Source organism: Capillibacterium thermochitinicola, from assembly GCF_013664685.1.
In the GTDB taxonomy this organism is placed as follows: domain Bacteria; phylum Bacillota; class UBA4882; order UBA10575; family UBA10575; genus Capillibacterium; species Capillibacterium thermochitinicola.
In genome coordinates this window covers 43,396-65,175 of record NZ_JAAKDE010000007.1, presented here as the reverse complement: position 1 = coordinate 65,175, position 21,780 = coordinate 43,396, and the positions used below count along the sequence as shown (strand labels likewise).

Genomic DNA, 21,780 nt, shown 5'->3' with positions numbered 1-21,780 from the left:
AACAGGAATTAAGGGAAAGAAAGGAGCATAGTTGCCGTAATGACCTTCCTTTTGCTTGTAATTATTTATATCGCCTTTATCAGCCTGGGATTGCCCGATGCGATTCTGGGCTCGGCCTGGCCTTCTATGTACGGAGCGTTAAAAGTACCCGTTTCCTATGCGGGGATTATCACCATGATTATCTCCTGTGGAACAATTGTTTCCAGCTTCTTTAGCCACCGTGTGATCCACCGGCTTGGGACCGGTCTGGTGACCCTGATCAGCGTCGCCATGACCGCTGTGGCGCTGTTTGGGTATTCTTTCGCCACCGCTTTTTGGTTATTATGTTTTTGGAGCATCCCGTACGGCTTGGGGGCCGGCAGTGTTGATGCGGCCCTTAACAACTTTGTCGCCTTACATTATCAGGCGAAACATATGAGTTGGCTGCATTGTTTCTGGGGAATCGGGGCTACCCTCGGACCGTACATTATGGGCCTGTGCCTGACCTCCGGTCTAAACTGGCCGTCGGGTTATCAAGTAATAGGCGGGATCCAGACGGCATTGGTGGTCTGTCTGGTCATTAGTTTGCCGTTATGGAAGACGGCGCAAAAAAACCGGAGCCTGGAGACGAAGCGAAGCAATGCGGTTGGGGTGAAGGAAGTAATCCGTCTGCCGGGGGCAAAACCAATTTTAGTGGGCTTTTTCTGTTATTGTTCATTGGAGGCAACAACCGGTTTATGGGCAAGTAGTTATCTGGTTTTGGCGCGGGGGATTACGGCCCAAACGGCGGCCAAGTGGGCGGCCCTTTTCTATCTGGGGATAACCATCGGCCGCTTTCTGGCCGGTTTTATCACCGGCAAAGTTGGCACGAAAAATATGGTCCGCGGCGGACAGGTTTTAGCCGGATTAGGAATTGTCTCTATCATGCTGCCCCTTGGTAACCAATGGCCCATGCTGGGTTTACTGCTGATCGGGCTCGGCTGTGCCCCCATCTTCCCAAGTTTGTTACACCAAACACCCGAGAATTTCGGTGCGGATAAATCCCAGGCGATTATGGGGATGCAGATGGCGTCGGCTTATTTGGGGACAACCTTGATGCCGCTCTTTTTTGGTTTTATCAGCGCCAAAGTGGGGATCGGACTTTATCCCTTGTATTTAATGTTCTTCGTTGTTTTGATGGCGATTATGGTGGAAAGTGTCAACCGGTTGAAGAGCCGAACGCCTTAAATTGGGGACAAGCAGGGGAATCAATAAGTATACAGTATACTGAATATCCAGGGGGAGGAGATAACGGGGATTTGTCGAATTTTAAATTACGCGCCGGTTGTCAAATGTTAATGTTTATTATACAATGGTTAAACTTGTGGAGCGGTACTGCAGGAATTAATTCCTGCTTTTACTGTGCTCATTTTTGTATAATTATATAAAAATGGGCTCGGTTATTATAAATTAAGTTGAAATCAAGTTACGCCCAATACTGATAAGGAGGTTCATTAATGAAAAAGCGACTGTCTTATCTCGTCTTAATGTTAGTGGTCGTTTCGCTGCTGCTGGCGGGGTGCGGTAAAAAGACCACGCTCAAGATGGCGACGGGTGGTACAACCGGTACCTATTATGCCTACGGCGGAACGGTTTCGCAAGTACTGAGCCAAAAAATTGCCAACCTAAGCTTTGACGTGCAGTCGACGGGCGCTTCCAAAGCCAACATTTACCTGGTCGCCGATAAGGAAGCTGATATTGCCATTGTCCAAAATGACGTGATGTATTACGCTTATAACGGGATCGATCTTTTCGCCGGCGAAAAGGTAAGCGGCTTCTCGGCGATGGCCGGGGTTTATGCTGAGGTCTGTCAAATCGTTGCGAAAGAGGGGATCAATTCCATCGCAGACCTCAAGGGCAAGCGGGTCTCCGTCGGCGACGTCGGTTCCGGGGTCGAGTTTAACGCCCGCCAAATTCTTGAGGCCTACGGGATCACCTTCAATGACATTATCGTCAACAACCTCAGCTTCGGCGATAGCGCGGCGGCCTTCAAGGATGATAAGATTGATGCCTTTTTCTGCGTGGCGGGCGCCCCGACGACGGCCATTGTTGAATTGTCGACCACAAACGCCATCAAATTACTGGAGATTGATGATGAGCATGCCGCTAAACTGATTGACAAGTATCCTTTCTACACTAAATATAACATCCCCGCGGGGACGTACAAGGGTGTCGCAAAAGATACACAGACCGTGGCGGTCGTGGCCAGCTTCATTGTGGCCAACAGTCTGTCGGAGGATTTGGTTTACAAAATGACTAAGGCCCTCTTTGAAAATGCCGACGAGATCACCGCCGGTCACCCGAAGGGTGCCGAGCTCGATCCGGCGTACTCCATCTCCAGCATCTCCATTCCGCTGCATCCGGGTGCGGAGAAGTATTATAAGGAGATTGGCGCTCTGTAATAATGTCCTGGAAAAACCGGTTAACGGGGGCCGCGATCGTGGTCACAATCCTCACCATCACGGCCCTTGTTTTTTTATTCTATGTTTTTTCCGTACCCTGTCTGATCCTGAGAAACGGAGAGACCGGTCGCGTGATCAGGGTTTTTCCTGTTGCGGAAGGGGACGAATTTGCGGTTACCTTTATCCATTCGGTGAACCAAAGTCCGGTGACCGATGTTTATCAGATCCGCAAGGACGGCATCTATGTGATCCGTACTATTTATTATGCCTTCGGGGCCGGGGTCCAGTCCGAGCTGGCGGAGGGACAAAGTCTTGAATACGGCATGGACGGCGCGATGATTGTTTCCGGTTTTAACCGGCGTTTGAATCCGCTTTCGTATATTGTGGGGACGGTCTCCGACCATACCTTGCAGATTGGCGGGGAGGAGATTAGCCTGCGCGAAATCTGTGGCCGCAATACAACAGTCCACTTTGTGCGGGGGCGCAGACTTATCCCCTTCCGGTTCCGTCCATCCCCAAGAACCGGGCTTTAGGTTGGTTATAGTGTTTCCGTCTTGAGCTGAGATCGACATATAGTTTTCACAAAGGAGGATGATTCATGTCTGAACGAAAGAATGCACCACAAAACTTAAGTGACTTAGTCGATCCGGTTGACCAAGTTGATGTGGACGCGGTGATGGCCGAGTATGACCGGGAATCAAACACCAGACGATTTTCGGGTGTTCCCCGTGTATTAGTCCGTTATATGCTCGCCGCGTTTTCCTTGTATGTTTTCTATATGAATCTCATCAGCGTCTGGCCGGAGCAGATCCGGCGGGCGTCCTTTGTCGGGCTGATAGTTTTCATGGCCTTTATGCTTTACCCGGCGAAAAAACGATCGGCCAAACGGGAAAACTATATCCCCTTGTATGACCTGATCTTGGGAGTTATTGGCGCAGTCTGTTATTTCTATTACGTCGTGAACTTTTCCGACCTGGCGGTGAAAGCGACCCGGATTACCCCTTTTGATACGCTGGTTGGTGCGGTGGGGGTTCTGATCACGGCCGAGGTGTGCCGCCGGGTGGTTGGGTTACCGATATTAGTGGTAGCCAGTACGTTTGTGGGGTACGCGTTTTTTGCCGGTTATTCCCTAAGACGGATCGTCTACACCCTGTTCTATACCCTTGATGGGGTGATTGGAACCCCCATTGGCGTCTGTTCAACCTTTATTGTTTTGTTTATCATCCTGGCGTCTTTTTTGGAAAAGACCAATATCGGCAGCTTTTTCATTGACATTGCCAATTCGGTGGCCGGATGGGCGACGGGCGGCCCGGCCAAGGTGGCCGTCATTTCCAGTGCCCTTGAAGGGATGTACTCCGGAAGTTCGGTGGCCAACACCGTTGGTTCCGGTAGTGTGACGATTCCGGTCATGAAAAAAACCGGCTATGATAAAGACTTTGCGGCGGCGGTGGAGGCGGCGGCGTCGACCGGGGGACAGATCATGCCGCCCATCATGGGTGCAGCGGCTTTCTTGATGGCGGAGATGACCGGTGTGCCCTATTCCAAGATAGCTGTGGCGGGGATATTCCCGGCGATCCTATACTTTGCAGGGATTTTTCTGATGGTGCATTTTGAAGCGAAAAAAACGGGTCTCAAAGGTCTACCGCGGGAAGCCATCCCCGGCTTTTTCCGGTTGTTTCTTACCAAAGGTTATTTGTTCCTGCCCATTGTGGTGTTGGTGGTGATGATGTCGATCGGCTATACGCCGTCGCGGGCGGCTTGTCTGGCCATTCTCGCAGCGGTTATTGTCAGTTCGTTCCGCCGGGAGACGCGTATGACGCCCAAAACGTTCATTACCGCCTTGGAGAACGGGGCGAAAAATACGGTTGCGGTGGCGGCGGCCTGTTCGATTGCCGGGATCATCGTCGGTGTGGTTTCGCTGACCGGGATCGGGCTCAAACTGGCGGAAGGCTTGCTCTTTCTCTCGGGGGGAATTGACATCATCGCCCTCTTCTTAACGATGATTGCGTGCTTAATCTTGGGGATGGGTGTGCCGACAACGGCCAACTACGTGATCATGGCAACGATCACTGCCCCAATTATCTTAAAGCTAATCCCGGAGACACCGGTGCTGGCCGCCCACTTCTTTGTGTTTTACTTTGGGGTGGTGGCTGATATTACACCGCCGGTGGCCTTGGCGGCCTATGCCGGGGCGGCGATCTCGGGCGGGAATCCGTTGCGCACCGGCGTGATTGCGACACGACTGGCCATTGCCGCCTTCATTGTTCCCTATATGGTCGTCCTAAATCCCGCCATGTTACTGATTAATGCCTCGTTGTACCAGATTGTTCAGTTCACCATCACTTCGCTGGCCGGTATGTTTGCCCTGGCCGGCGGCCTGGAAGGTTTTATGCGGGACAAACTTTCAACCTGGCAGCGGATCTTGGCGGTGGGTGGCGGGCTCTTGTTAATTCATCCGGATCTACTGACCGATCTAATCGGGCTTGCGATGATTGGCGTTGTTGTAGCATTCCAATACGGAATAAAAACCGGCAGAGATAAACTGGTGGCGGCTTAAAGAAGAATCTTTGGCCTATATGGTCAAAAAAGGCCACCTTTCTCCGGATGGGGAAAGGTGGCCTTTTTTCGCAGCCCGTGACCAGTGACATATTTGTCAGAGTGAAGCGGAAGGTTAAGGCAAGCGATTTAAACTTTTACTACCCATGTTTTTCAGAAAATGTTATAATGACCTGTGCACGGCGGATGTGGTTAATACCGCTAAGACATACTGGCAACTAAAGAAACTATTCTGACGAAAAAGGGGAGAAGTTGATGATTTTATCCTGGTACACATCGGCGTTATTGACCATCTTTTTTTGGGGAGTGGCTGACGTTTATTATAAGAAAGGGACTTCGCCACGGGACAAATACAGTCATTTGCGGATTGTGGTCATGGTGGGGCTGGTGATGGGCCTTCAAGCCTTGTTTGAACTCAATAAATTGAACTGGCAGTATGATCCGTACAATATCATAAGGTATCTTCCGGTTTCATTCATGTATATTCTCTCCATGACGCTTGGTTACATTGGCCTCCGCTATCTGGAGGTTTCGATTAACTCGCCGGTCAGTAATACATCGGGAGCGGTGGCCGGGATTCTGGCCTTCCTCGTGCTGGGCAAAACGATGAACAGTTGGCAACTGCTGGCGGTATCGATGATCACGGTCGGGCTGGTGGCCATTGGGATCATCGAAAGAGACCTGGCCGAAGCGGAACGGAAGCAAAAAAAGATCGTGGTGGACCCGAAATACCGGTTGGGGGCCATTGCCCTTATTTTCCCCATTCTTTACGCGGTGGTTGACGCTTTAGGCACCTTCCTGGACGATGTTTATCTCACCAACTTGATGAGCCCCGAAGAGGCTTTAATCTCTTATGAGCTTACCTTTTTCTTCTGTGCCGTTGTCGCCTTTATTTATCTGGTGGTGGTGGCGAAAAGTAAGTATCAACTTCATCAGGAAAAGGACCGGTTGTTGGCGGCGGTCTTTGAGACGGCCGGACAGTACTTTTATGTCTTTGCGCTGAATACCAACTCGGTGATTGTCGCGCCGATGATCGCAAGCTACAGTATTGTTTCGGTGCTATTGGGAAGGTTGATGCTGAAGGAAGACTTGACTTTAAAGCAGTATCTCTATATTGCCCTTGTGATGGCCGGCATCTTTATTCTGGGCTTTTTTGAATAAACGGTCTCAATCCGCCTCCTGGCTTTGAAATTTTTGAACAAGTCTCCGTTATGATACAGGTTGAATTTTTTAACTTTAATTCAGGTAGCAAAATCCACCTGACATACACGGGGGCCATCTGATTGACAAGACCATTTGTCTAGGATATGATCATAAAGGATTAAAAACGGTCGGAAAGCTTGACCCCAAGCGTTATTTAGCGCGCGGGGAAAAGTAGGCAGACCAACATAACCAAGATTCTAATGCCGAGGGTGTCCGAGGCAGAAGAGAGAGGTGATTGATGATGGTTATCTATGCCCTTAATCAAGAATTATTTGTATTCTTGGTTGAGGGCTTTTCTTTTTGGGCGGGGGAGGTGAAGACATGAACGGCGTCCCCCGGAGTGAACGGCTGCATATTGCGCTTTTTGGCCGCCGGAATGTGGGCAAATCAAGCTTGATCAATGCGTTGACCGGCCAAGAGGTGGCGGTGGTCTCGGCAGTGGCCGGCACAACCACCGATCCGGTTTACAAAAGCATGGAACTGTTGCCGCTTGGTCCGGTGGTTTTTATTGACACGCCCGGGCTTGATGACGATAGTATCCTAGGTCGGTTGCGCATGGAAAAAACCAAAGCGGTTCTGCGCCAAACCGACCTGGCGCTTTTGGTAATTACTCCGGAAAACCCCTGGGGTCCATTGGAAGAAGAGTTGACGGCGGTGTTAGCGAAGGAAAATATTCCTTTTATCATTCTCCTGAACAAAAGCGACCGCTTGGCCGGGAGGGATGCGCTGACGAAAAACCCGGCCTTGCCCAAGACACCACTGGTGGAGGTTTCGGCGTTGACCGGGGAGGGTATTACCGACGTTGTCGCTGCCCTGGTCAAACTTGGGAAGGAGGAAACGGAGCAGCGCTCCCTGGTCGATGGTCTGGTTAAGGCCGGGGATGTGGTGATTCTCGTCACCCACCTTGATCAGGCGGCACCGAAAGGCCGGTTGATTCTTCCCCAACAACAGGTGTTGCGGGCTGTTTTGGACCGGGCGGCCATCGCGTTGGTGACGCGGGAGACGGAATTGGCGCAGACGCTGAATAAACTTACTTCCCCACCGTCGCTGGTGATTACGGATTCGCAAGTTTTTGGTCAAGTCAATACCGCGCTTCCCGCGGATGTCCCGTTGACCTCTTTTTCGATCCTTTACGCGCGGTATAAAGGGAACTTAAACCGCTTTTATCAGGCGGTTCAGACTATTAAGGACTTGGACGACGGCGACCGGGTGTTGATTGCGGAAGGCTGTACCCACCACCGTAAGGAAGATGATATTGGTACGGTTCAGATTCCAAAGCTGCTCAAGAAAAGGACCGGAAAACAGTTAAGCTTTGATCATGTTTCCGGTGGCTTTTTTGCGGCGGATCTAACTGGGTATAAAATGGTGATCCACTGTGGCGCCTGCATGTTAAACCGGCGGGAGATGGCGTACCGGCAGGATTTGGCCGGCGAAAAGGGCGTGCCCATGGTCAATTATGGCATTCTCTTGGCCTACCTCCACGGGATTCTGGAGCGGGCGCTCAAGCCCTTTGCCGGTGAATTAGGTGAATTAGCTGGACAAAGGAGGTTTCGCGATGAATTTTTACGATAAATACCAAGCGGAGTTTAGAGAATACGACGCTATGACCAGGGATTTTATCGATGACGACAAAATCTGGGACCAACTGCACAAGGCCGCCAACTCCTCCAAAACGGCGGTCCGGAAGGTGCTGGCCAAGGCGGAACGGAAGGTTCGTTTGGACCCGGAGGAGATGGCGATTCTGATTCAGAACCAGGACCAGGGAACCATCGAGGAGATGTATGCCCTGGCCAACAAAGTAAAAAGGGAGGTTTACGGCGACCGGATTGTCTTCTTCGCTCCGCTGTACATTAGCAATAAATGTGCCAATAACTGCCGCTATTGCGGGTTTCGCCGGGAAAACAAACTGGTCGAGCGGCGCACCCTGACGCTGGAAGAGATTGCGGATGAAGTCAAAACCATGATCAGTGAAGGGCAGAAGCGGACCGTCCTTGTCTACGGGGAATCGCCCGAGACCGGCATTGATTTTATCTGTGACAGCGTACGCCAGGTGTACAGGACAAAATGGGGGAACGGTGAAATCCGGCGCGCCAACATCAATTGCGCCCCGCTTTCCCGGGCGGAACTGGCGAAACTGAAGGAGGTCGGGATCGGGACCTTCCAGGTCTTTCAGGAGACCTATCATCACCAAACATACCGGGAGATGCATCCGGCGGGGACTATTAAAAGCCATTACCGCTGGCGGCTCTATGCCCAGGACCGGGCCTTGGATGCGGGTCTGGATGATGTGGCGATCGGGGCCTTGTTCGGCCTTTATGACTGGCGGTTTGAGTTGATGGGTCTTTTATACCACACCATCCACCTGGAAGAAAAGTACAACGGGGTTGGCCCCCATACCATTTCTTTTCCCCGGATTGAACCGGCCATAGGGACACCCTTTTCGGTGCGGCCCAAATATGCGGTCAGTGATGCGGAGTTTAAAAAGATCGTTGCCATCATGCGCCTGGCGGTTCCCTATGCCGGGCTGATCCTGACCGCCCGGGAAAAACCGGAGGTCAGAAGGGAGGTTCTACCCCTCGGGGTCACCCAGATCGACGCCGGAACCCGGATTGGGGTGGGCGGTTACCGGCAGGCCGCCGGGAATATGCTACCGGCAAAGGAACAATTCCAGTTGGGCGATACCCGCAGCCTGGATCAGGTTGTCTACGAAACCTGTCTAATGGGAAATTTCCCTTCGTTTTGTACCGCGTGTTACCGGGTGGGGCGTACCGGTGAGGATTTCATGGCGGTCGCCAAATCCAGTTTTGTTCATAACTTCTGTATGCCCAATGCGATTTTAACCTTAAAGGAATACCTTTTGGATTTTGCTTCGGAGGAAACCAGAAAAGCAGGAGATAGGGCAATCCAACAATATGTGGACCAGATGGCCGAGGGTAAAAGAAAAGACTTTCTCCGCCAGGCTTTGGCCCGGCTCGAACAAGGGGAAAGGGATATCCGGGTCTGAGTGAGAGGAGGATAGCGGAGATGCAAACCATTACCGGTTTGGTAAAACTCCTCGAAGCGGGGCACACATTAGACCAGGCCGGGTTAACCCGGCTTTTGACTTTGACCGCCCCTGAGGCCACCCCGCTTTATCGGGCGGCCGACCGGGTCCGCAAAAGGACCGTCGGCGACGAAGTCCACCTCCGAGGGTTGATTGAATTCAGCAACTACTGCCGGAGGAGTTGCCTTTACTGTGGATTACGGGCGGCGAATACCCGGATCCGGCGTTACCGGATGACACCGGCGGAGATTGTGGCGGCGGCCCGTTTTGCCGTTCGCCAAGGGCTGAAAACGATTGTCCTCCAGAGCGGAGAAGACCTGTATTATAGCGTACAGGAACTCTGTGCGATCGTACAGACGATAAAAAAGATGGATGTGGCGGTTACCCTCAGTATCGGCGAACGGTCAAAAAGCACTTACGCAGCTTTGAGGGAGGCCGGGGCCGACCGGTTTCTGCTCCGCATCGAAACCACTGATGAACAGTTGTATGCCCGTATGCACCCGGAGATGAGCTACCAAAACCGGGTGCGGTGCCTTTATATTTTGAAGGAATTAGGGTATGAGACGGGGACGGGCTCTCTGATTGGGCTCCCCGGGCAGACCGCAGCCATGCTGGCCGCTGATCTTGTCTTCTTTAAGGAGTTGGATGCGGACATGATTGGGATCGGTCCGTTTATCCCCAGTCCGGGGACGCCATTGGAACAAGCCGGTGGTGGTGAGGTCGATTTGGTCCTCAAAATGATGGCGTTAGCCCGTCTCCTTATGCCGGAGATCAATATGCCGGCGACTACTGCCCTGAGCGTCAAGGATCCCGACGGTTACCAAAAGGGATTAAGTTGCGGCGCCAATGTAATTATGCCGAATATGGGGTGGTGTGAATACAAAAGGCTGTATGCCCCTTACCCGGGGAAAGAGGGCTGGAAGACCGATGCCGAAACCCAACTTGCCAGGATCAAGGCGCTCCTTCACCAAATGGGGAGGACGGTGAGCCAGGATTATGGTTTCCGGGCGGGGCGGTAAGTCTGATTAAAAAAAAGTAACTTCAGGAGGAATTAGTGATTACTTAAAAAATAAAACGAGAGGCAGAAATTTTTGGGTGGGACCAAGTTTCAGCATTGGACAAACCATAAAATCATAAAGGTAAGGAGAATTGCTGATGTGGATTTTGTTTGCCTTTGGGTCGGCGGTTTTTGCGGGGCTGACGGCCATTCTGTCCAAGATTGGGATTAGAAACACCGATTCCAACGTGGCAACGGCCATCAGGACGGTCGTCGTCCTTTTGTTTTCCTGGTTAATGGTGTTCATCGTCGGTTCCCAGCGGACACTTGCCGGTGTTAGTGGCCGGACTTTATTGTTTCTTATCTTATCCGGTTTGGCAACCGGGGCTTCGTGGCTTTGCTATTTTAAAGCCCTGCAGATCGGGGATGTAAATAAAGTAACCCCGATTGACAAATCAAGTACGGTTTTGACGATGCTTCTGGCCTTTGTGTTACTGGGGGAAAAGATTACGTTGCTCAAGGCCGGGGCGATGCTCTTGATTGGGGTGGGTACCTATCTGATGATCCATAAGAAAAAAGAACCGGTTACGCCCAGTCCTAAAAGTAATATGTGGCTGATTTATGCTTTTGGGGCCGCCATTTTTGCCAGTTTGACCGCCATCCTTGGTAAAGTGGGGATTGAAGGGGTCGAGTCAAACCTGGGGACCGCGATCCGGACTATTGTTGTCCTGATCCTGGCCTGGATCATTGTTTTTGCTACGAAGAAGGAGAAAACGATTAGGGAGATCGACCAAAAGAGCTGGATCTTTCTGGTCCTGTCGGGTTTTGCCACCGGCGGTTCTTGGTTGTGTTATTACCGGGCTTTACAGACCGGACCGGCCAGTGTTGTGGTGCCCATCGACAAACTGAGTATTATCTTTACGATTGCCTTCTCCTATTTTTTCCTCAAAGAGAAACTAACCGCCAAATCAACGGCCGGTATGGTCCTCATTGTCGCCGGGACGCTGTCCCTGTTGTTATAAGGTGTGGCACCGAAACGATGACTTGTGCTTGAAACGGTTACAAACCAAAGAATTGATACGGTTAACAATAAGAAAAGAAAACCCCTGGCGTAAAGCCAGGGGTTTTTTACTTACTGCATTTCGCCTTTTCCCATCTCCTGCAATTCTTTGCTTAGCGCGCTGATCTTGTCCATCGATTCGGCAATCGCATTGACCCTTTTGTTCTGATCCTCGATGGCGGCTAAGGTTTCTTCGGTGACGGCCGAGTTTTCTTCTGAGATGGCGGCGATGCTTTCTAATCTTTGGTAGATCCGTCCAAATGTCTCCGTTACTTTATTAATCAAGATATTTTCGTTGGCGATCACCTTTTGCGTTTCAACGAAGGACGATTGGACCCTCGCCATCTCCGCCTTAACCCTTTGGACGATCACATTGCCGTTCTCTAACGCAATGTTTCCTTGGCTTACCCGGTCATAGGTTTCCTGGGTTCTTTGTACAATGTTGTCGATAATCCCGTGAATTTCCGCGACCACGCGGGCACTCTGGTCGGCCAACTGTTTCACCTCATCGGCCACGATTGCAAAACCGCGTCCGTATTCGCCGGCCCGGGCTGCTTCAATTGCAGCATTTAACGCCAGTAAATTCGTTTTTTCCGCTATTTCGGAGATACTGGACAAAAACTGGCTGATATTCTGCATCTCTTCCCGCAGTTCGATGACGGTGACCAGGGCGGTACCAACAACATCGTTAATGGTTCGGATCTGTTCGGTCATCTGCTCGATCTCATTACTATTCTTTGTTACGGCGTTATTCATCTGCGTCGAGACTTCTCGGATTAAATCGGAAAACTTCTGCGTTTCATCGATTGAAGCTTTTACGGTATCCATCATCTGGGATACTTCATGCACACTATTGGCCTCGTTCATTATGCCGGTGGCCATTTCGTGCGTAGCCGTGACAATTAAAGAGCTGGAATCTTTAATCGCGGTTAAACTATTGTTCGTGTTGATGATGTTGCTGGTGAGGACTTTCACACTCTCTTCAATTTTGGCCAGGGTATTTCTCAGCTTTTGTAATAAATTTTGGGCTTGTTCTTCTTTGTCCAGGGCAATTTGGATATATTCATTCCCCCACTTGGTGAGGAAATAAACAGCCAATATTCCGCAATTAATAATTACCAAGCGTGCTACTAACTCATTCACGGTGGGGTTTGGACCCAGTAGTCCGGCCGGTGAATAAAGATAGGCAAGGATAATGACTGCATTTAGTATAGGAGTGAAGATCAGGAGCATCTTTGTGCGGAAATACAATGCCACCATGACCGGAATCGTTTTATAGACCATAAAAATCCGTGGTGATGATGCACCCTGCTTGATTATGGTCAAAATTGTTCCGGAAAGAAGCGGAGCCATACAAATGGCAATCCCCGTAAAGGTCAAGGGGAGGATGTTTTTTCTATTGAGGTGATACACCAAAGAAGCAGAAATAGAAGCGGCATAGGTCAAAAGTAAAACCTTAAGACCATAAACCAGTCCCATGGTGAGAAAGCCCTCGAGTGATAGGATTGTAGAGAATGTCCAGATCAGAGTGACATTAAATCTATTAATACGAGCTTGGTCGTATTTTTCTAGAATATTTTCCGGCAAGACAGCCCCTCCCCATTTTTAACTCCTGTCGCAACGACGCTGGTAGGAGTAATGATAGTGACGAGTAATCTTGTTGTTAATAACAACCATTAATCTAGAATATTCGGCTTCGTCCATTATTTTCCTTCTTCACTGAAAAAGCAATGCTAGAAAATGTTTGGAAGTTTGGACCACGCCGTTTGCAGTACCGCCCGGAGCTCCTCTATGGTTGCCCGCCGTTTCGGGATGGCAAAGGAGGCACCTAAGGCGTGTTCCTGGTCGGCAATCCAGTCCAGGTCGACTGGGTTTAGGCCGGCTTGTTGTAGAGAGGTCGCAAGCTTGACACGATTAAACAGTTCAGTGATGGACTGGTCCAACCAGGCCAAAAGCCTGCTTGATTGGGGATTTACCGGAGCCGTTACCTTGTCTTCGACCTCTTCGAAGGGAAAAGGAATTGTCTTGTCTTGCGCGGCACCGGCGAAGGCTTCCGCGATGCGGGCCAGCCGCCGGGCGGTTGCCGGATCATGCTCTGCTTGGATGGTTAACCCAGGAACCAGTAAAATCCCAACCATATGGCCATGGGCGAGGCCGAATTTATTGCAGAAATGGACCAAGGCGTGGGACAGACCCAACCCCGCATGGGCAAAGGCGATCCCCATTAAGAGGCTACCCCAGCTTAGCGAATCACGGATCTGCGGGCTGATCTGGTGTTTTGAAGCGGCCCCGGAAGCAGACGGCTCCGTAATGGAGCGATCCTGTTCTGAAAACGCCCCTGTTCCGGGTGCGTTATTTGTTTCCTGGATCAAGCCGCGCATCCCTTGAACCAGATTGAGGAAAGCGGCAAGGGCGAGGGCTTGCCCATCCGGCGTCGCTTTTTCATGGGTGATGACCTCAAGCGACTGGGCTACGGCATCGACCAACGAAATTATGGTGTACGCGAGGGGGAGAGAATCGGTAAAGCTGGGGTCGGCAATGATTATAGCCGGTGGGGGGATGTTTCGAATGCTTCGTTTTTCCTCGCCGAGTTCAATGACGGCATTGTTTGTGCTTTCCGAACCGGTCCCGGAGGTGGTCGGGACGGCAATCCACGGGAGAGCCTTCTCCGGGTTAAGCTTTCTTTCCCCGGTTTGGAACGGGGTGATCGCTGTCCCGCCTTCCTGATGGGCTAAACCGGCAATGGCCTTACCGACATCAAGGGTGGTTCCCCCGCCGATAACGATCAGATGACCGGCGCGGGTTTGCTGTAGCATTTCGATTCCGCTCCGGATCGCCTGGTGGTCGGCATGGCCTTGAACCTGATAGATGTGGGTATTGGTTGCTGTTTGTTTGAGACTTGACAGCAACGCTTGCATTATCGGCGTTTTTGAGCTGGAGCTGCCGACGACAATAAGAGCGGGGGAAGATATTTTTTCGATGGTCGCGACCAACTGCCTGCGGCCTACCCCTCGTCCGAAATATATCTCCTTGGCGGTGTGGGGTAAGCGGGTACGATCAAGGACGACTTGGCCAGTAGAGGAGTCAAGCGCACAAAGGCCGGGCACACTCCATAGTCCATGTTGATCCTGTTTTAACTTTAGCATCTTGTTCACCTACTAAAAGCACCATTTCTTCCATCATACTATTAAAGTCCTCGAAAAAGCAAGCTTGTCGTCCACGCTGCCCGGCAACTGCCGCATATGAAGTGGCGGTCTTAACAATTGACAGTGGGCAAAAGGATTTTTATAATTAGAAAGGGTATTTCGATAAAAATTTTAGAAAGGGCAAGGTAACAGCAGCTGATGTTCAACTAATCCACTCATGAAGAAGAAAAATAGAAGCTTCGACAAGTCATTCAAACGAATGGCTTTGTTCATGGTTGCTTTTTTGTTTGCTGTGAGTGGATAGTATGATCACTGCGGCCTGCCTTAGAAACTGGGAATAAACCCCATATAACCCGGTCGAGTCTGTAATGTGGCGTGGGGGTTTCCCATCTGCTTAATGTTTGGGCGACCAAAGGCAAGTCATATCTTTTTGAAATGCTATCCTCTCCAGCTCTGTAAGGAGGGGTTTTTATTTTGCTATTGGAGTGCGGAAAGATCAAAAAGTATTTTGGTGACCGGTTGGTGCTTGACCTTGAGAGTTTGCAGATTTATGCGGACGACCGGATTGGGGTTGTGGGGCCAAATGGTGCCGGAAAAACCACCCTGCTTAATATTTTAAGCCAAAGGCTGGAACCGGATGAAGGGTGGGTTAAGCTGTATACCAGATGTACTTACGTGTCGCAACTGGAACCACCCGAACAGAAGAAGATCCGTCCGGAGCTGGCTTCCAAGTTTGGGGTGCCCACGGTTTGGCATGAAACGATGAGCGGCGGCGAGAAAACCCGGTTTAAACTGGCCGCCGGTTTTGCGGCGGACTGTCCGCTCCTTTTTGCTGATGAACCCACCAGTAATCTCGATCTTGAAGGTATTGAACTTTTGGAAAAGCGGTTGGCTGAGTACCAAGGGGCGCTTGTGCTTGTCGCCCATGACCGGAGTTTACTTGACCGGCTTTGCAACAAAATTTTGGAGGTGGAGTACGGTAAAGTAAAACTCTACAACGGTAATTATAGTGCCTATCGGCAGCAAAAAGAGGAAGAGAAAGCTAGAGCTCAGTTTGAATACGAACAGTATATAAGCGAGAAAAAGCGGCTCGAACGGGCGGCCATTGAGCGCCGGCAAAAAGCCCGCGCGCTTAAGAAAACACCGAAGCGGATGGGTAATTCGGAAGCACGGCTGCACAAGATGGGAAACCAAAAGGCCAAGGCGGCCCTGGAGCGTGCCGTTAAGAGTATTGAGGCCAGAATTGAACGACTGCCGGTTAAAGAGAAGCCGAGGAAGCAAGAGGTTATTAAGCTGGATATGCCAAGCGTAAAGCAGATCCACAGTAAAGTCTTGGTTGAAGGCCATAATTTAAATAAAAGTTTTGGGGAAAAGATTATTTTTCAAGACGCGGAGTTCATCATCACCAACGGTACGAAGGTTGCTTTACTCGGTCCCAACGGTTGCGGGAAGACTACATTGTTAAAGATGATCGTTAACCGGGAGGCGGGGATTCGCATCGCGCCGGAGGCTGCCATCGGTTATTTCAGTCAGGAGATGGACATCTTGGATGAAGAACGGACCATCCTTGAGAATGTAATGGCCGATAGTATCTACGGTGAAACCTTTGCCCGGACTTTGCTTTCCCGGTTGTTATTTAAACGGGATGATGTTTTTAAGCGGGTCGCCGTCTTGAGCGGCGGGGAACGTGTGAAAGTCTCTTTTGCCAAAATAATTTTAAAAGACTTGAACCTGTTAATCCTGGATGAACCGACCAACTATCTGGATCTGAACTCGCTGGAGGTGGTGGAGGAGGTTCTGCGGGAGTACGACCAAACTTTATTGCTGGTTTCCCATGACCGGCGGTTGATCAGTGCGGTGGCGGACCAGATTATGACGATCGAGAACGGCAAGATCAAAACTTTTCACGGGACATACGAGGAGTTTTTGGCCCGGGAAAAGGTGGCTTTGAAGCAGGAAGGGGAGGAGGTAAAAAAACAGATTGCCGTCTTGGAAAATCGTTTGTCGGCGATTATTGGCCGTTTAGCGATGCCGGCGAAAAATGATGATCTCGGGGCGCTTGATCAAGAATACCATGCAGTATTGGCCGAATTAAAAAAACTCAAAGCAAGAATGGAAAACTGACATGAAGATTTCTATTGAATAACCGAAACGTCTTGACATGAAGGGTGGCCTTGTTCTATAATCTTAGTGTATTAGTTAAATAATACACTAAAGGGGTGGGTTAGTGCGGTTCGAAATTGACGAAAGGCAACCGATCTACAGGCAGATTACCGACGCCTTAATCAGGCAGATTGCCCGCGGTGATTGGCCGCCCGGGGGGAGATTGCCTTCCATCCGGGAAGTGGCTGAAACTGCGCGGGTCAATCCGAATACGGTGGCCAGAGCCTTTCAGGAGTTGGAAAGGACCGGCTTGGTCGAGACCAGGCGCGGGGAGGGAACATTTGTGACCAATGATACCCAGGCCATTAAAGCATGTCGGGAAAAAACCGCCCGGGAAATCTGGGCCGACTTTTTAGTAAAGATTCGAGAGCTTGGTTTTACCAATGAAGAAGTGCAGCGTTTGGTGGCTGAGCTAAAGGAGGGGAAAGAAAAATGACACTTCCGGTTGTGATGCTGGAAAATTTAGTGAAGAGGTATCATTTAACCAAGGCGCTGGATGGTGTAAATTTGTCCATTGACCGCGGTAAAGTGGTCGGGTTGCTTGGCCCTAACGGAAGCGGAAAAACTACGCTTTTGAAGATTGTTGCCGGGTTAAGACGGCCCAGCAGAGGTCAGGTCCGGGTGTTTGGGATGATCCCGGGGCCTGAGACCAAAAAACGGGTTGCTTTTTTACCGGAAGTAAACACCTTTTATAACTGGATGACCGTTGATGACTTACTTGAATTCGTTAAATCCTTCCATCCGGATTTAGATCTTGAAAAGGCGGACTCGCTTAAGTCATTTATGAATCTAAAGGGTGAGGTGAAAATCGGGGCTCTGTCAAAGGGTCAGCAGGCCAGGCTCAAGCTAATTGTGGGCCTTTCCCGCCAAGCCGAATTAATGCTCCTGGATGAACCGTTGGCCGGAATTGATCCACCGTCCCGGGCGAAAATACTTCATGCTCTCGTTGGTGAGTTCCGTCAGGAAGGGCAGACGATTGTTATTTCAACCCACGAAGTCAAGGAGGCCGAACCTATTTTTGACCATGTGGTTTTCCTGCGCGAAGGCCGGATTGCGCTCGAAGGTGAGGCGGAGACACTGAGGGAGGAAACCGGCCGTTCGATGGAGGAACTTTTTGAGGAGGTATTGGCATGAAAATGTTTTGGTCCTTATACCGAAAAGAGCTGAGTGGGGCAAGGAATACCTTTCTGATTCTCTGCGGTCTCATTCTCAGCCTCGATGTTTTTCTGGCCACCAGAATTAAGGCCTGGGGTTACAAGCCGGCTTTTGTCTTTACCTTTCTCCCCCTGGCTTTTCTAATCTTTTGGGGATTTTTCCGACCTCTTTCTTTAACGAGAGGGGAATGGCGGGAAGGAACAGCGCCATTTCTTCGGTCATTACCAGTCAGCGGGTGGAGTATCATCGGGGCCAAACTACTGGCGGCATTTACCGAATGGGTTGGGCTTAACCTCACCAGCCTCGCCCTTTCCGGCTTGTTCTATGCCGCCGCTCCGTTATGTGGAGCAGAATGGGTGCCGCTAAGTGATTTGCCACCCGTTACGGAGATCATGAAGATCCTGACGGCCTTCGGCACGAATTATGCTCTGGGGATCTTTTTGGGGGCGGCCATTCTCCAACTGTCCTACTTGATCGGCCGGTTAGTCAACCGTTTTACCGGCTTGGTCAGCTTCGCCTCTACCGTTTTTTTGGTGTATATCTCCGCCAAAGTCAGCGAATTGTTGACCGGGTTATTATCTTTTCTTCCCGGTTTGTCCTTGAACATTCCCCAGCTTTCTCCGGATGTCAGGGCTTTACAGGCGTTGTCGATCACCTTTATCGTCATGCTTATTGAGTTTGCGCTTTTGTTCTTTATCACCGGGTGGATTATGGAGAAGAAGATGGAATTCTGAAACTGTCCAGAGATAAAAGGGATTGTTTTATAAAACAATCCCTTTTGCGATTAGGTGCCCTTTATTGCCTGTCACTATTGTCCTTTATAGACCGGAAGCCCTTCAAATAGTGTAAATACGTGTGCCCTAAACTTTAAAGCGGCTGACTTTTTCTTTTAATGCTTCCGCTTTGTGTTTTAGTGTTTGGCTGGTGGCGTTGATTTCTTCCACCATGGCGGCGTTTTGCTGCGTGACTTCGTTCAGTTGGTTAATGGATGTTTGGATCTCTTGTGAGGCCATGGTTTGTTTCCGGATGGAATTGGTTACTTCCAAAATCACGGCCGAAGTTTTTTTCGCGTTTTCGATGATTTGCTGCAATGCTTTGACGGAATGCTCCATAAATTGATTGCCTATTTCTACCCGGTTCACACTTTCATTGATTAAGCTTTCGATTTCTTTGGCCGCTTCGGCGGATTTACCGGCCAGGTTGCGGACCTCGGCGGCAACGATGGCAAAGCCCCGGCCATGCTCGCCGGCGCGGGCGGCCTCCACCGCGGCATTTAAGGCCAGTAAGTTGGTTTGGAAAGCAATGTCGTTCACCACTTGAATAATCTCCGAGATCTGCTTGCTGCTTTCGGAGATTTCCCACATTGCCGTGCGCGTTTGGGAGATTGATTTTTCCCCTGCGGAGACCGCTTCTAAAGTGGTTTGGACTATTTTCTCCGCTTGCTCCGCGTTTTCCATCACGGTCGTATTTGCCTGATGGATCTCCTCCATGGTGGTGGCGATCTCTTCCAGCGTGGCGGCTTGTTCTTGTGTGCGCTGGGAAAGATCATCATTTCCCCGGGCAATCTCCTCGGTACCGTTACGCACCGATTCGGAAGCGGAGAGGATGTTTTCGATAATCTCCTTTTGCTCGGAGATCATATGATTGAAACTGGCGGAGAGACGACCGAGTTCATCCCGGCTTTCAATTTTGGTTTGAACCTGGAGATTCCCTTGTGCCGACTGGAGAAAACATTTTTCCAGGGCAACGATGGGTTTGGTAATACGGGCCGAGATGCCGACGCCAATTAAAGTAGCGCCCAGAGCAACCAGGCAAGCCACCAGAGAGATGTATCCGGCCAGTTGCCGTACAGGAGAAGTAATATCTTTGACGTCTCCCGTTACGACTAAAAGCCAATTCACCTCCGGGATCAGCCGGTAAGCGGCCAGCTTAATCAGGCCTTGATACAGGTAGTCTTCAACGGCGGTTTGAATCTGTTCACCGGCTTGGATCTGAGTAACTACGCGATTGATGGTCTCATTTTCCACTGGAAGGCCGATTTTACTTGGTTCCGGGTGGTAAAGCATCGTCCTGTCGGCGGCAACCAGATAGGCGTAACTGGTGTTGTGCTGGCCGATCTGAATATCCTTTAGATGTTTTGAAAAATAACTTAACCGTACGGAACTGCCAATAAAGCCATTGACCCGCCCTTGTGCATTAATTATTGGGTATGCGAGGAAGATGATTAATTCACCAGAGATGTCCGTTCTCCTGACCTGGCTGAGGAGGGGTTCGTTGGGGGAAATACGGTTTAGATTAAAATAATCACCAATTTGTCGATTCAAGTAGATACGGTTACTGTCAGCGATAATTTTTCCCGCGAAATCCGCGATGAACGCCCTTTCTACATGTTCGCATTTTTCGACATAGGCATTCAGCCTGGTTTGGACTGCGGCTTGGGTTTGACCAAACTCTCCGGAATAAGGACTATCTGCTACCAATTTGAGAAAAAGGTCGTCGCCGGCTAAGACTTGAAGTTCCCGAATTGCGGCCTCGAGCAGGGCGGAAATTGTCTCCGTCCCGCGCTCGACGACGGAGATCATCTCTTTTTTGCTTTGTCTTAATAATATATCTTGCGCACCATAGAAAATGATAATTCCGGTTATGGAGATGGCTATAACAACAATTCCGACGATGATCAGCGGCAATTTGAACCGTAGCGACATGTAAAAAACCCCTTTTTCAAGAAAATGTAGGTACCTAAAATATCGGCAAATTTCTCTAATTCTTGACAAGCTAACAGGTAAAAATAAGGATTTTATGGGAAATTCGGGATTTTTCTGGAGAGTTATGGTATGATGCGGCCTTTGGAGGTGTTTATAAAAAAATAAACCACAACCGGATGGATAGGAGGAGAATATGAAATCAGCCTGCTATGGGTCGACGGGGGATGGAAGGTTCGCGGCATGTCTGAGTTTGAGATACCAAACCCTCGATTGCTTGGGGGCTGCTCTATAATAATTAATCTATAATTAAATCAAATCAGCGGGCGGAAGAAGGCCGGTAATTCTGCTTTCGGTCTCACGGTGGACGAACACATCCCCGTCCGGTCTCTACTATAATGAAATGAGAGCGGTGACGGGGAGGTGAGACCAATCAAGGATCGGAATGATTTTGTTACCGAGTCATTAAGACAGGACCGGTTCTGGACCCAGATCATGTCCGAACACGCCCTCTTCATCCGCGAAGGCTTACCCTGTATGGAAACTGCGTTAATTGAGGAAGCCCGGCAGCTGGAGGAGATCTTCGCGGGTTTAAAAGCCCGCGCCGACCAGACGCCCAGCGACCGGGCGGCGGTTTGCGCCCTGAATCAAGATATAATTAAGGCCCTGGACCGGATCATCGAGTTCAAGACTTTTGTGTTAAAACGCATGATCACCTGTCGCCTTGGCGGCTTTAATTATCCGTTGTTGTTGGACCACATCCGCCGGGAAGCAATCCGTTTCCGGGCAAACTTGCTGAAACTGAACAACAATATCCAGACGCCGCTGGCCGAATTGGCGCTGGAAGAAGAGATCTTTTGGCTGCGGATCATGGGGGATCACGCCAGGTTTATTGCCCATTTGTTGGATCCATCGGAACGGCCGTTGGTCCGGAGGGCGACCCAATTCGGGATGAATTTTGAAACCCTGCGTCTGCAAGGGGAGGATTTACAATCAATGCTGGTCCCCAGGGACTATGAAAACCACCTCTTACCGGCCGATATGATGGGCCAGCCGTTACCACCGGGCTTTGGGAATCTCAAGGAACCATTCGTCATCCCCAGACTGCAGCGGTTTAATGGGGAAGTCATCGCGGCCACCATGGAGATCAGGGATTTTAAAGCGGTTGCTTTGGAATTGGTAGAAACCTGTAAAGTGCTTAGTCTGATTTCGCCCTTACTGGCCAGCCACGTCCTGCGCGAAGCAGAGATGGCATTGGCGGATCTGGGCCGAATCGAACAGGAATTAAATATGAATAAATGATAATACAGCCGAAAAGCCCGGTTGGTGTGACCA

17 protein-coding genes are annotated in these 21,780 nt (G+C 50.3%); 14 read left to right on the top strand and 3 right to left on the bottom strand.

The genetic code is table 11. The annotated features are described in order from the left end of the window. The first annotated feature begins 39 nt into the window (after positions 1-39). The 9 genes from G5B42_RS04130 to G5B42_RS04090 all read left to right on the top strand — a co-directional run bounded on the left by G5B42_RS04130 (position 40) and on the right by G5B42_RS04090 (position 11,241). Positions 40-1,206 carry an MFS transporter gene (locus G5B42_RS04130; RefSeq protein ID WP_181339185.1) on the top strand — a complete coding sequence of 389 codons (1,167 nt, stop codon included), beginning with the start codon at positions 40-42 and terminating at the stop codon, positions 1,204-1,206. Between the two features lie 269 nt (positions 1,207-1,475). Beyond that, positions 1,476-2,420: a TAXI family TRAP transporter solute-binding subunit gene (locus G5B42_RS04125; protein WP_181339184.1), complete on the top strand. Its 945-nt coding sequence runs from the start codon at positions 1,476-1,478 to the stop codon at positions 2,418-2,420. Between the two features lie 2 nt (positions 2,421-2,422). After that, the gene (locus G5B42_RS04120; RefSeq protein ID WP_181339183.1) at positions 2,423-2,953 is read left to right on the top strand and encodes a DUF1850 domain-containing protein; all 531 of its coding nucleotides are present in this window, start codon (positions 2,423-2,425) and stop codon (positions 2,951-2,953) included. A 65-nt stretch (positions 2,954-3,018) separates the two neighbouring features. Continuing rightward, positions 3,019-4,977 carry a TRAP transporter permease gene (locus G5B42_RS04115; RefSeq protein ID WP_181339182.1) on the top strand — a complete coding sequence of 653 codons (1,959 nt, stop codon included), beginning with the start codon at positions 3,019-3,021 and terminating at the stop codon, positions 4,975-4,977. A 254-nt stretch (positions 4,978-5,231) separates the two neighbouring features. Beyond that, a complete protein-coding gene (locus G5B42_RS04110) occupies positions 5,232-6,137 on the top strand; it encodes a DMT family transporter (RefSeq protein ID WP_181339181.1) in 906 nt (301 codons plus the stop codon). 363 nt (positions 6,138-6,500) lie between these two features. Further along, a complete protein-coding gene (gene hydF, locus G5B42_RS04105; protein ID WP_181339180.1) occupies positions 6,501-7,751 on the top strand; it encodes a [FeFe] hydrogenase H-cluster maturation GTPase HydF in 1,251 nt (416 codons plus the stop codon). Continuing rightward, positions 7,735-9,183: a [FeFe] hydrogenase H-cluster radical SAM maturase HydG gene (hydG, locus tag G5B42_RS04100; protein WP_181339179.1), complete on the top strand. Its 1,449-nt coding sequence runs from the start codon at positions 7,735-7,737 to the stop codon at positions 9,181-9,183. Before hydF ends, hydG begins: the two co-directional genes overlap by 17 nt. Before the next feature lie 20 nt (positions 9,184-9,203). Beyond that, positions 9,204-10,241, top strand: a complete 1,038-nt coding sequence (gene hydE / locus G5B42_RS04095) for a [FeFe] hydrogenase H-cluster radical SAM maturase HydE (protein ID WP_181339178.1) — start codon at positions 9,204-9,206, stop codon at positions 10,239-10,241. A 136-nt stretch (positions 10,242-10,377) separates the two neighbouring features. Beyond that, on the top strand, positions 10,378-11,241 hold the full coding sequence (locus G5B42_RS04090; RefSeq protein ID WP_181339177.1) for an EamA family transporter: 864 nt from the start codon (positions 10,378-10,380) through the stop codon (positions 11,239-11,241). Between the two features lie 110 nt (positions 11,242-11,351). Here the strand turns inward: G5B42_RS04090 and G5B42_RS04085 are convergent, their stop codons facing one another. Together G5B42_RS04085 and G5B42_RS04080 are read right to left on the bottom strand one after the other, a co-directional pair. Further along, the gene (locus G5B42_RS04085) at positions 11,352-12,758 is read right to left on the bottom strand and encodes a methyl-accepting chemotaxis protein (protein ID WP_181339176.1); all 1,407 of its coding nucleotides are present in this window, start codon (positions 12,756-12,758) and stop codon (positions 11,352-11,354) included. Positions 12,759-13,012: 254 nt separating this feature from the next. Continuing rightward, entirely contained in the window at positions 13,013-14,425 is a 1,413-nt protein-coding gene (locus G5B42_RS04080; RefSeq protein WP_181339175.1) for an iron-containing alcohol dehydrogenase family protein, read from the bottom strand. A 474-nt stretch (positions 14,426-14,899) separates the two neighbouring features. Between G5B42_RS04080 and abc-f the strand changes: the two genes are divergently transcribed. The 4 genes from abc-f to G5B42_RS04060 all read left to right on the top strand — a co-directional run bounded on the left by abc-f (position 14,900) and on the right by G5B42_RS04060 (position 18,477). Then, positions 14,900-16,549: a ribosomal protection-like ABC-F family protein gene (gene abc-f, locus G5B42_RS04075; protein WP_196784110.1), complete on the top strand. Its 1,650-nt coding sequence runs from the start codon at positions 14,900-14,902 to the stop codon at positions 16,547-16,549. A 103-nt stretch (positions 16,550-16,652) separates the two neighbouring features. Further along, entirely contained in the window at positions 16,653-17,024 is a 372-nt protein-coding gene (locus G5B42_RS04070) for a GntR family transcriptional regulator (protein ID WP_181339174.1), read from the top strand. Continuing rightward, a complete protein-coding gene (locus tag G5B42_RS04065; RefSeq protein ID WP_231133224.1) occupies positions 17,021-17,722 on the top strand; it encodes an ABC transporter ATP-binding protein in 702 nt (233 codons plus the stop codon). Before G5B42_RS04070 ends, G5B42_RS04065 begins: the two co-directional genes overlap by 4 nt. Continuing rightward, positions 17,719-18,477, top strand: coding sequence for a hypothetical protein (locus G5B42_RS04060; protein ID WP_181339173.1), 759 nt, complete (start codon positions 17,719-17,721; stop codon positions 18,475-18,477). Before G5B42_RS04065 ends, G5B42_RS04060 begins: the two co-directional genes overlap by 4 nt. Before the next feature lie 126 nt (positions 18,478-18,603). Here the strand turns inward: G5B42_RS04060 and G5B42_RS04055 are convergent, their stop codons facing one another. Continuing rightward, a complete protein-coding gene (locus G5B42_RS04055) occupies positions 18,604-20,448 on the bottom strand; it encodes a methyl-accepting chemotaxis protein (protein WP_181339172.1) in 1,845 nt (614 codons plus the stop codon). A 420-nt stretch (positions 20,449-20,868) separates the two neighbouring features. Here G5B42_RS04055 and G5B42_RS12240 point away from each other — a divergent pair, with 420 nt between their 5' ends. Beyond that, positions 20,869-21,747, top strand: coding sequence for a DUF2935 domain-containing protein (locus tag G5B42_RS12240; protein WP_181339171.1), 879 nt, complete (start codon positions 20,869-20,871; stop codon positions 21,745-21,747). The last annotated feature ends 33 nt before the right edge of the window (positions 21,748-21,780 follow it).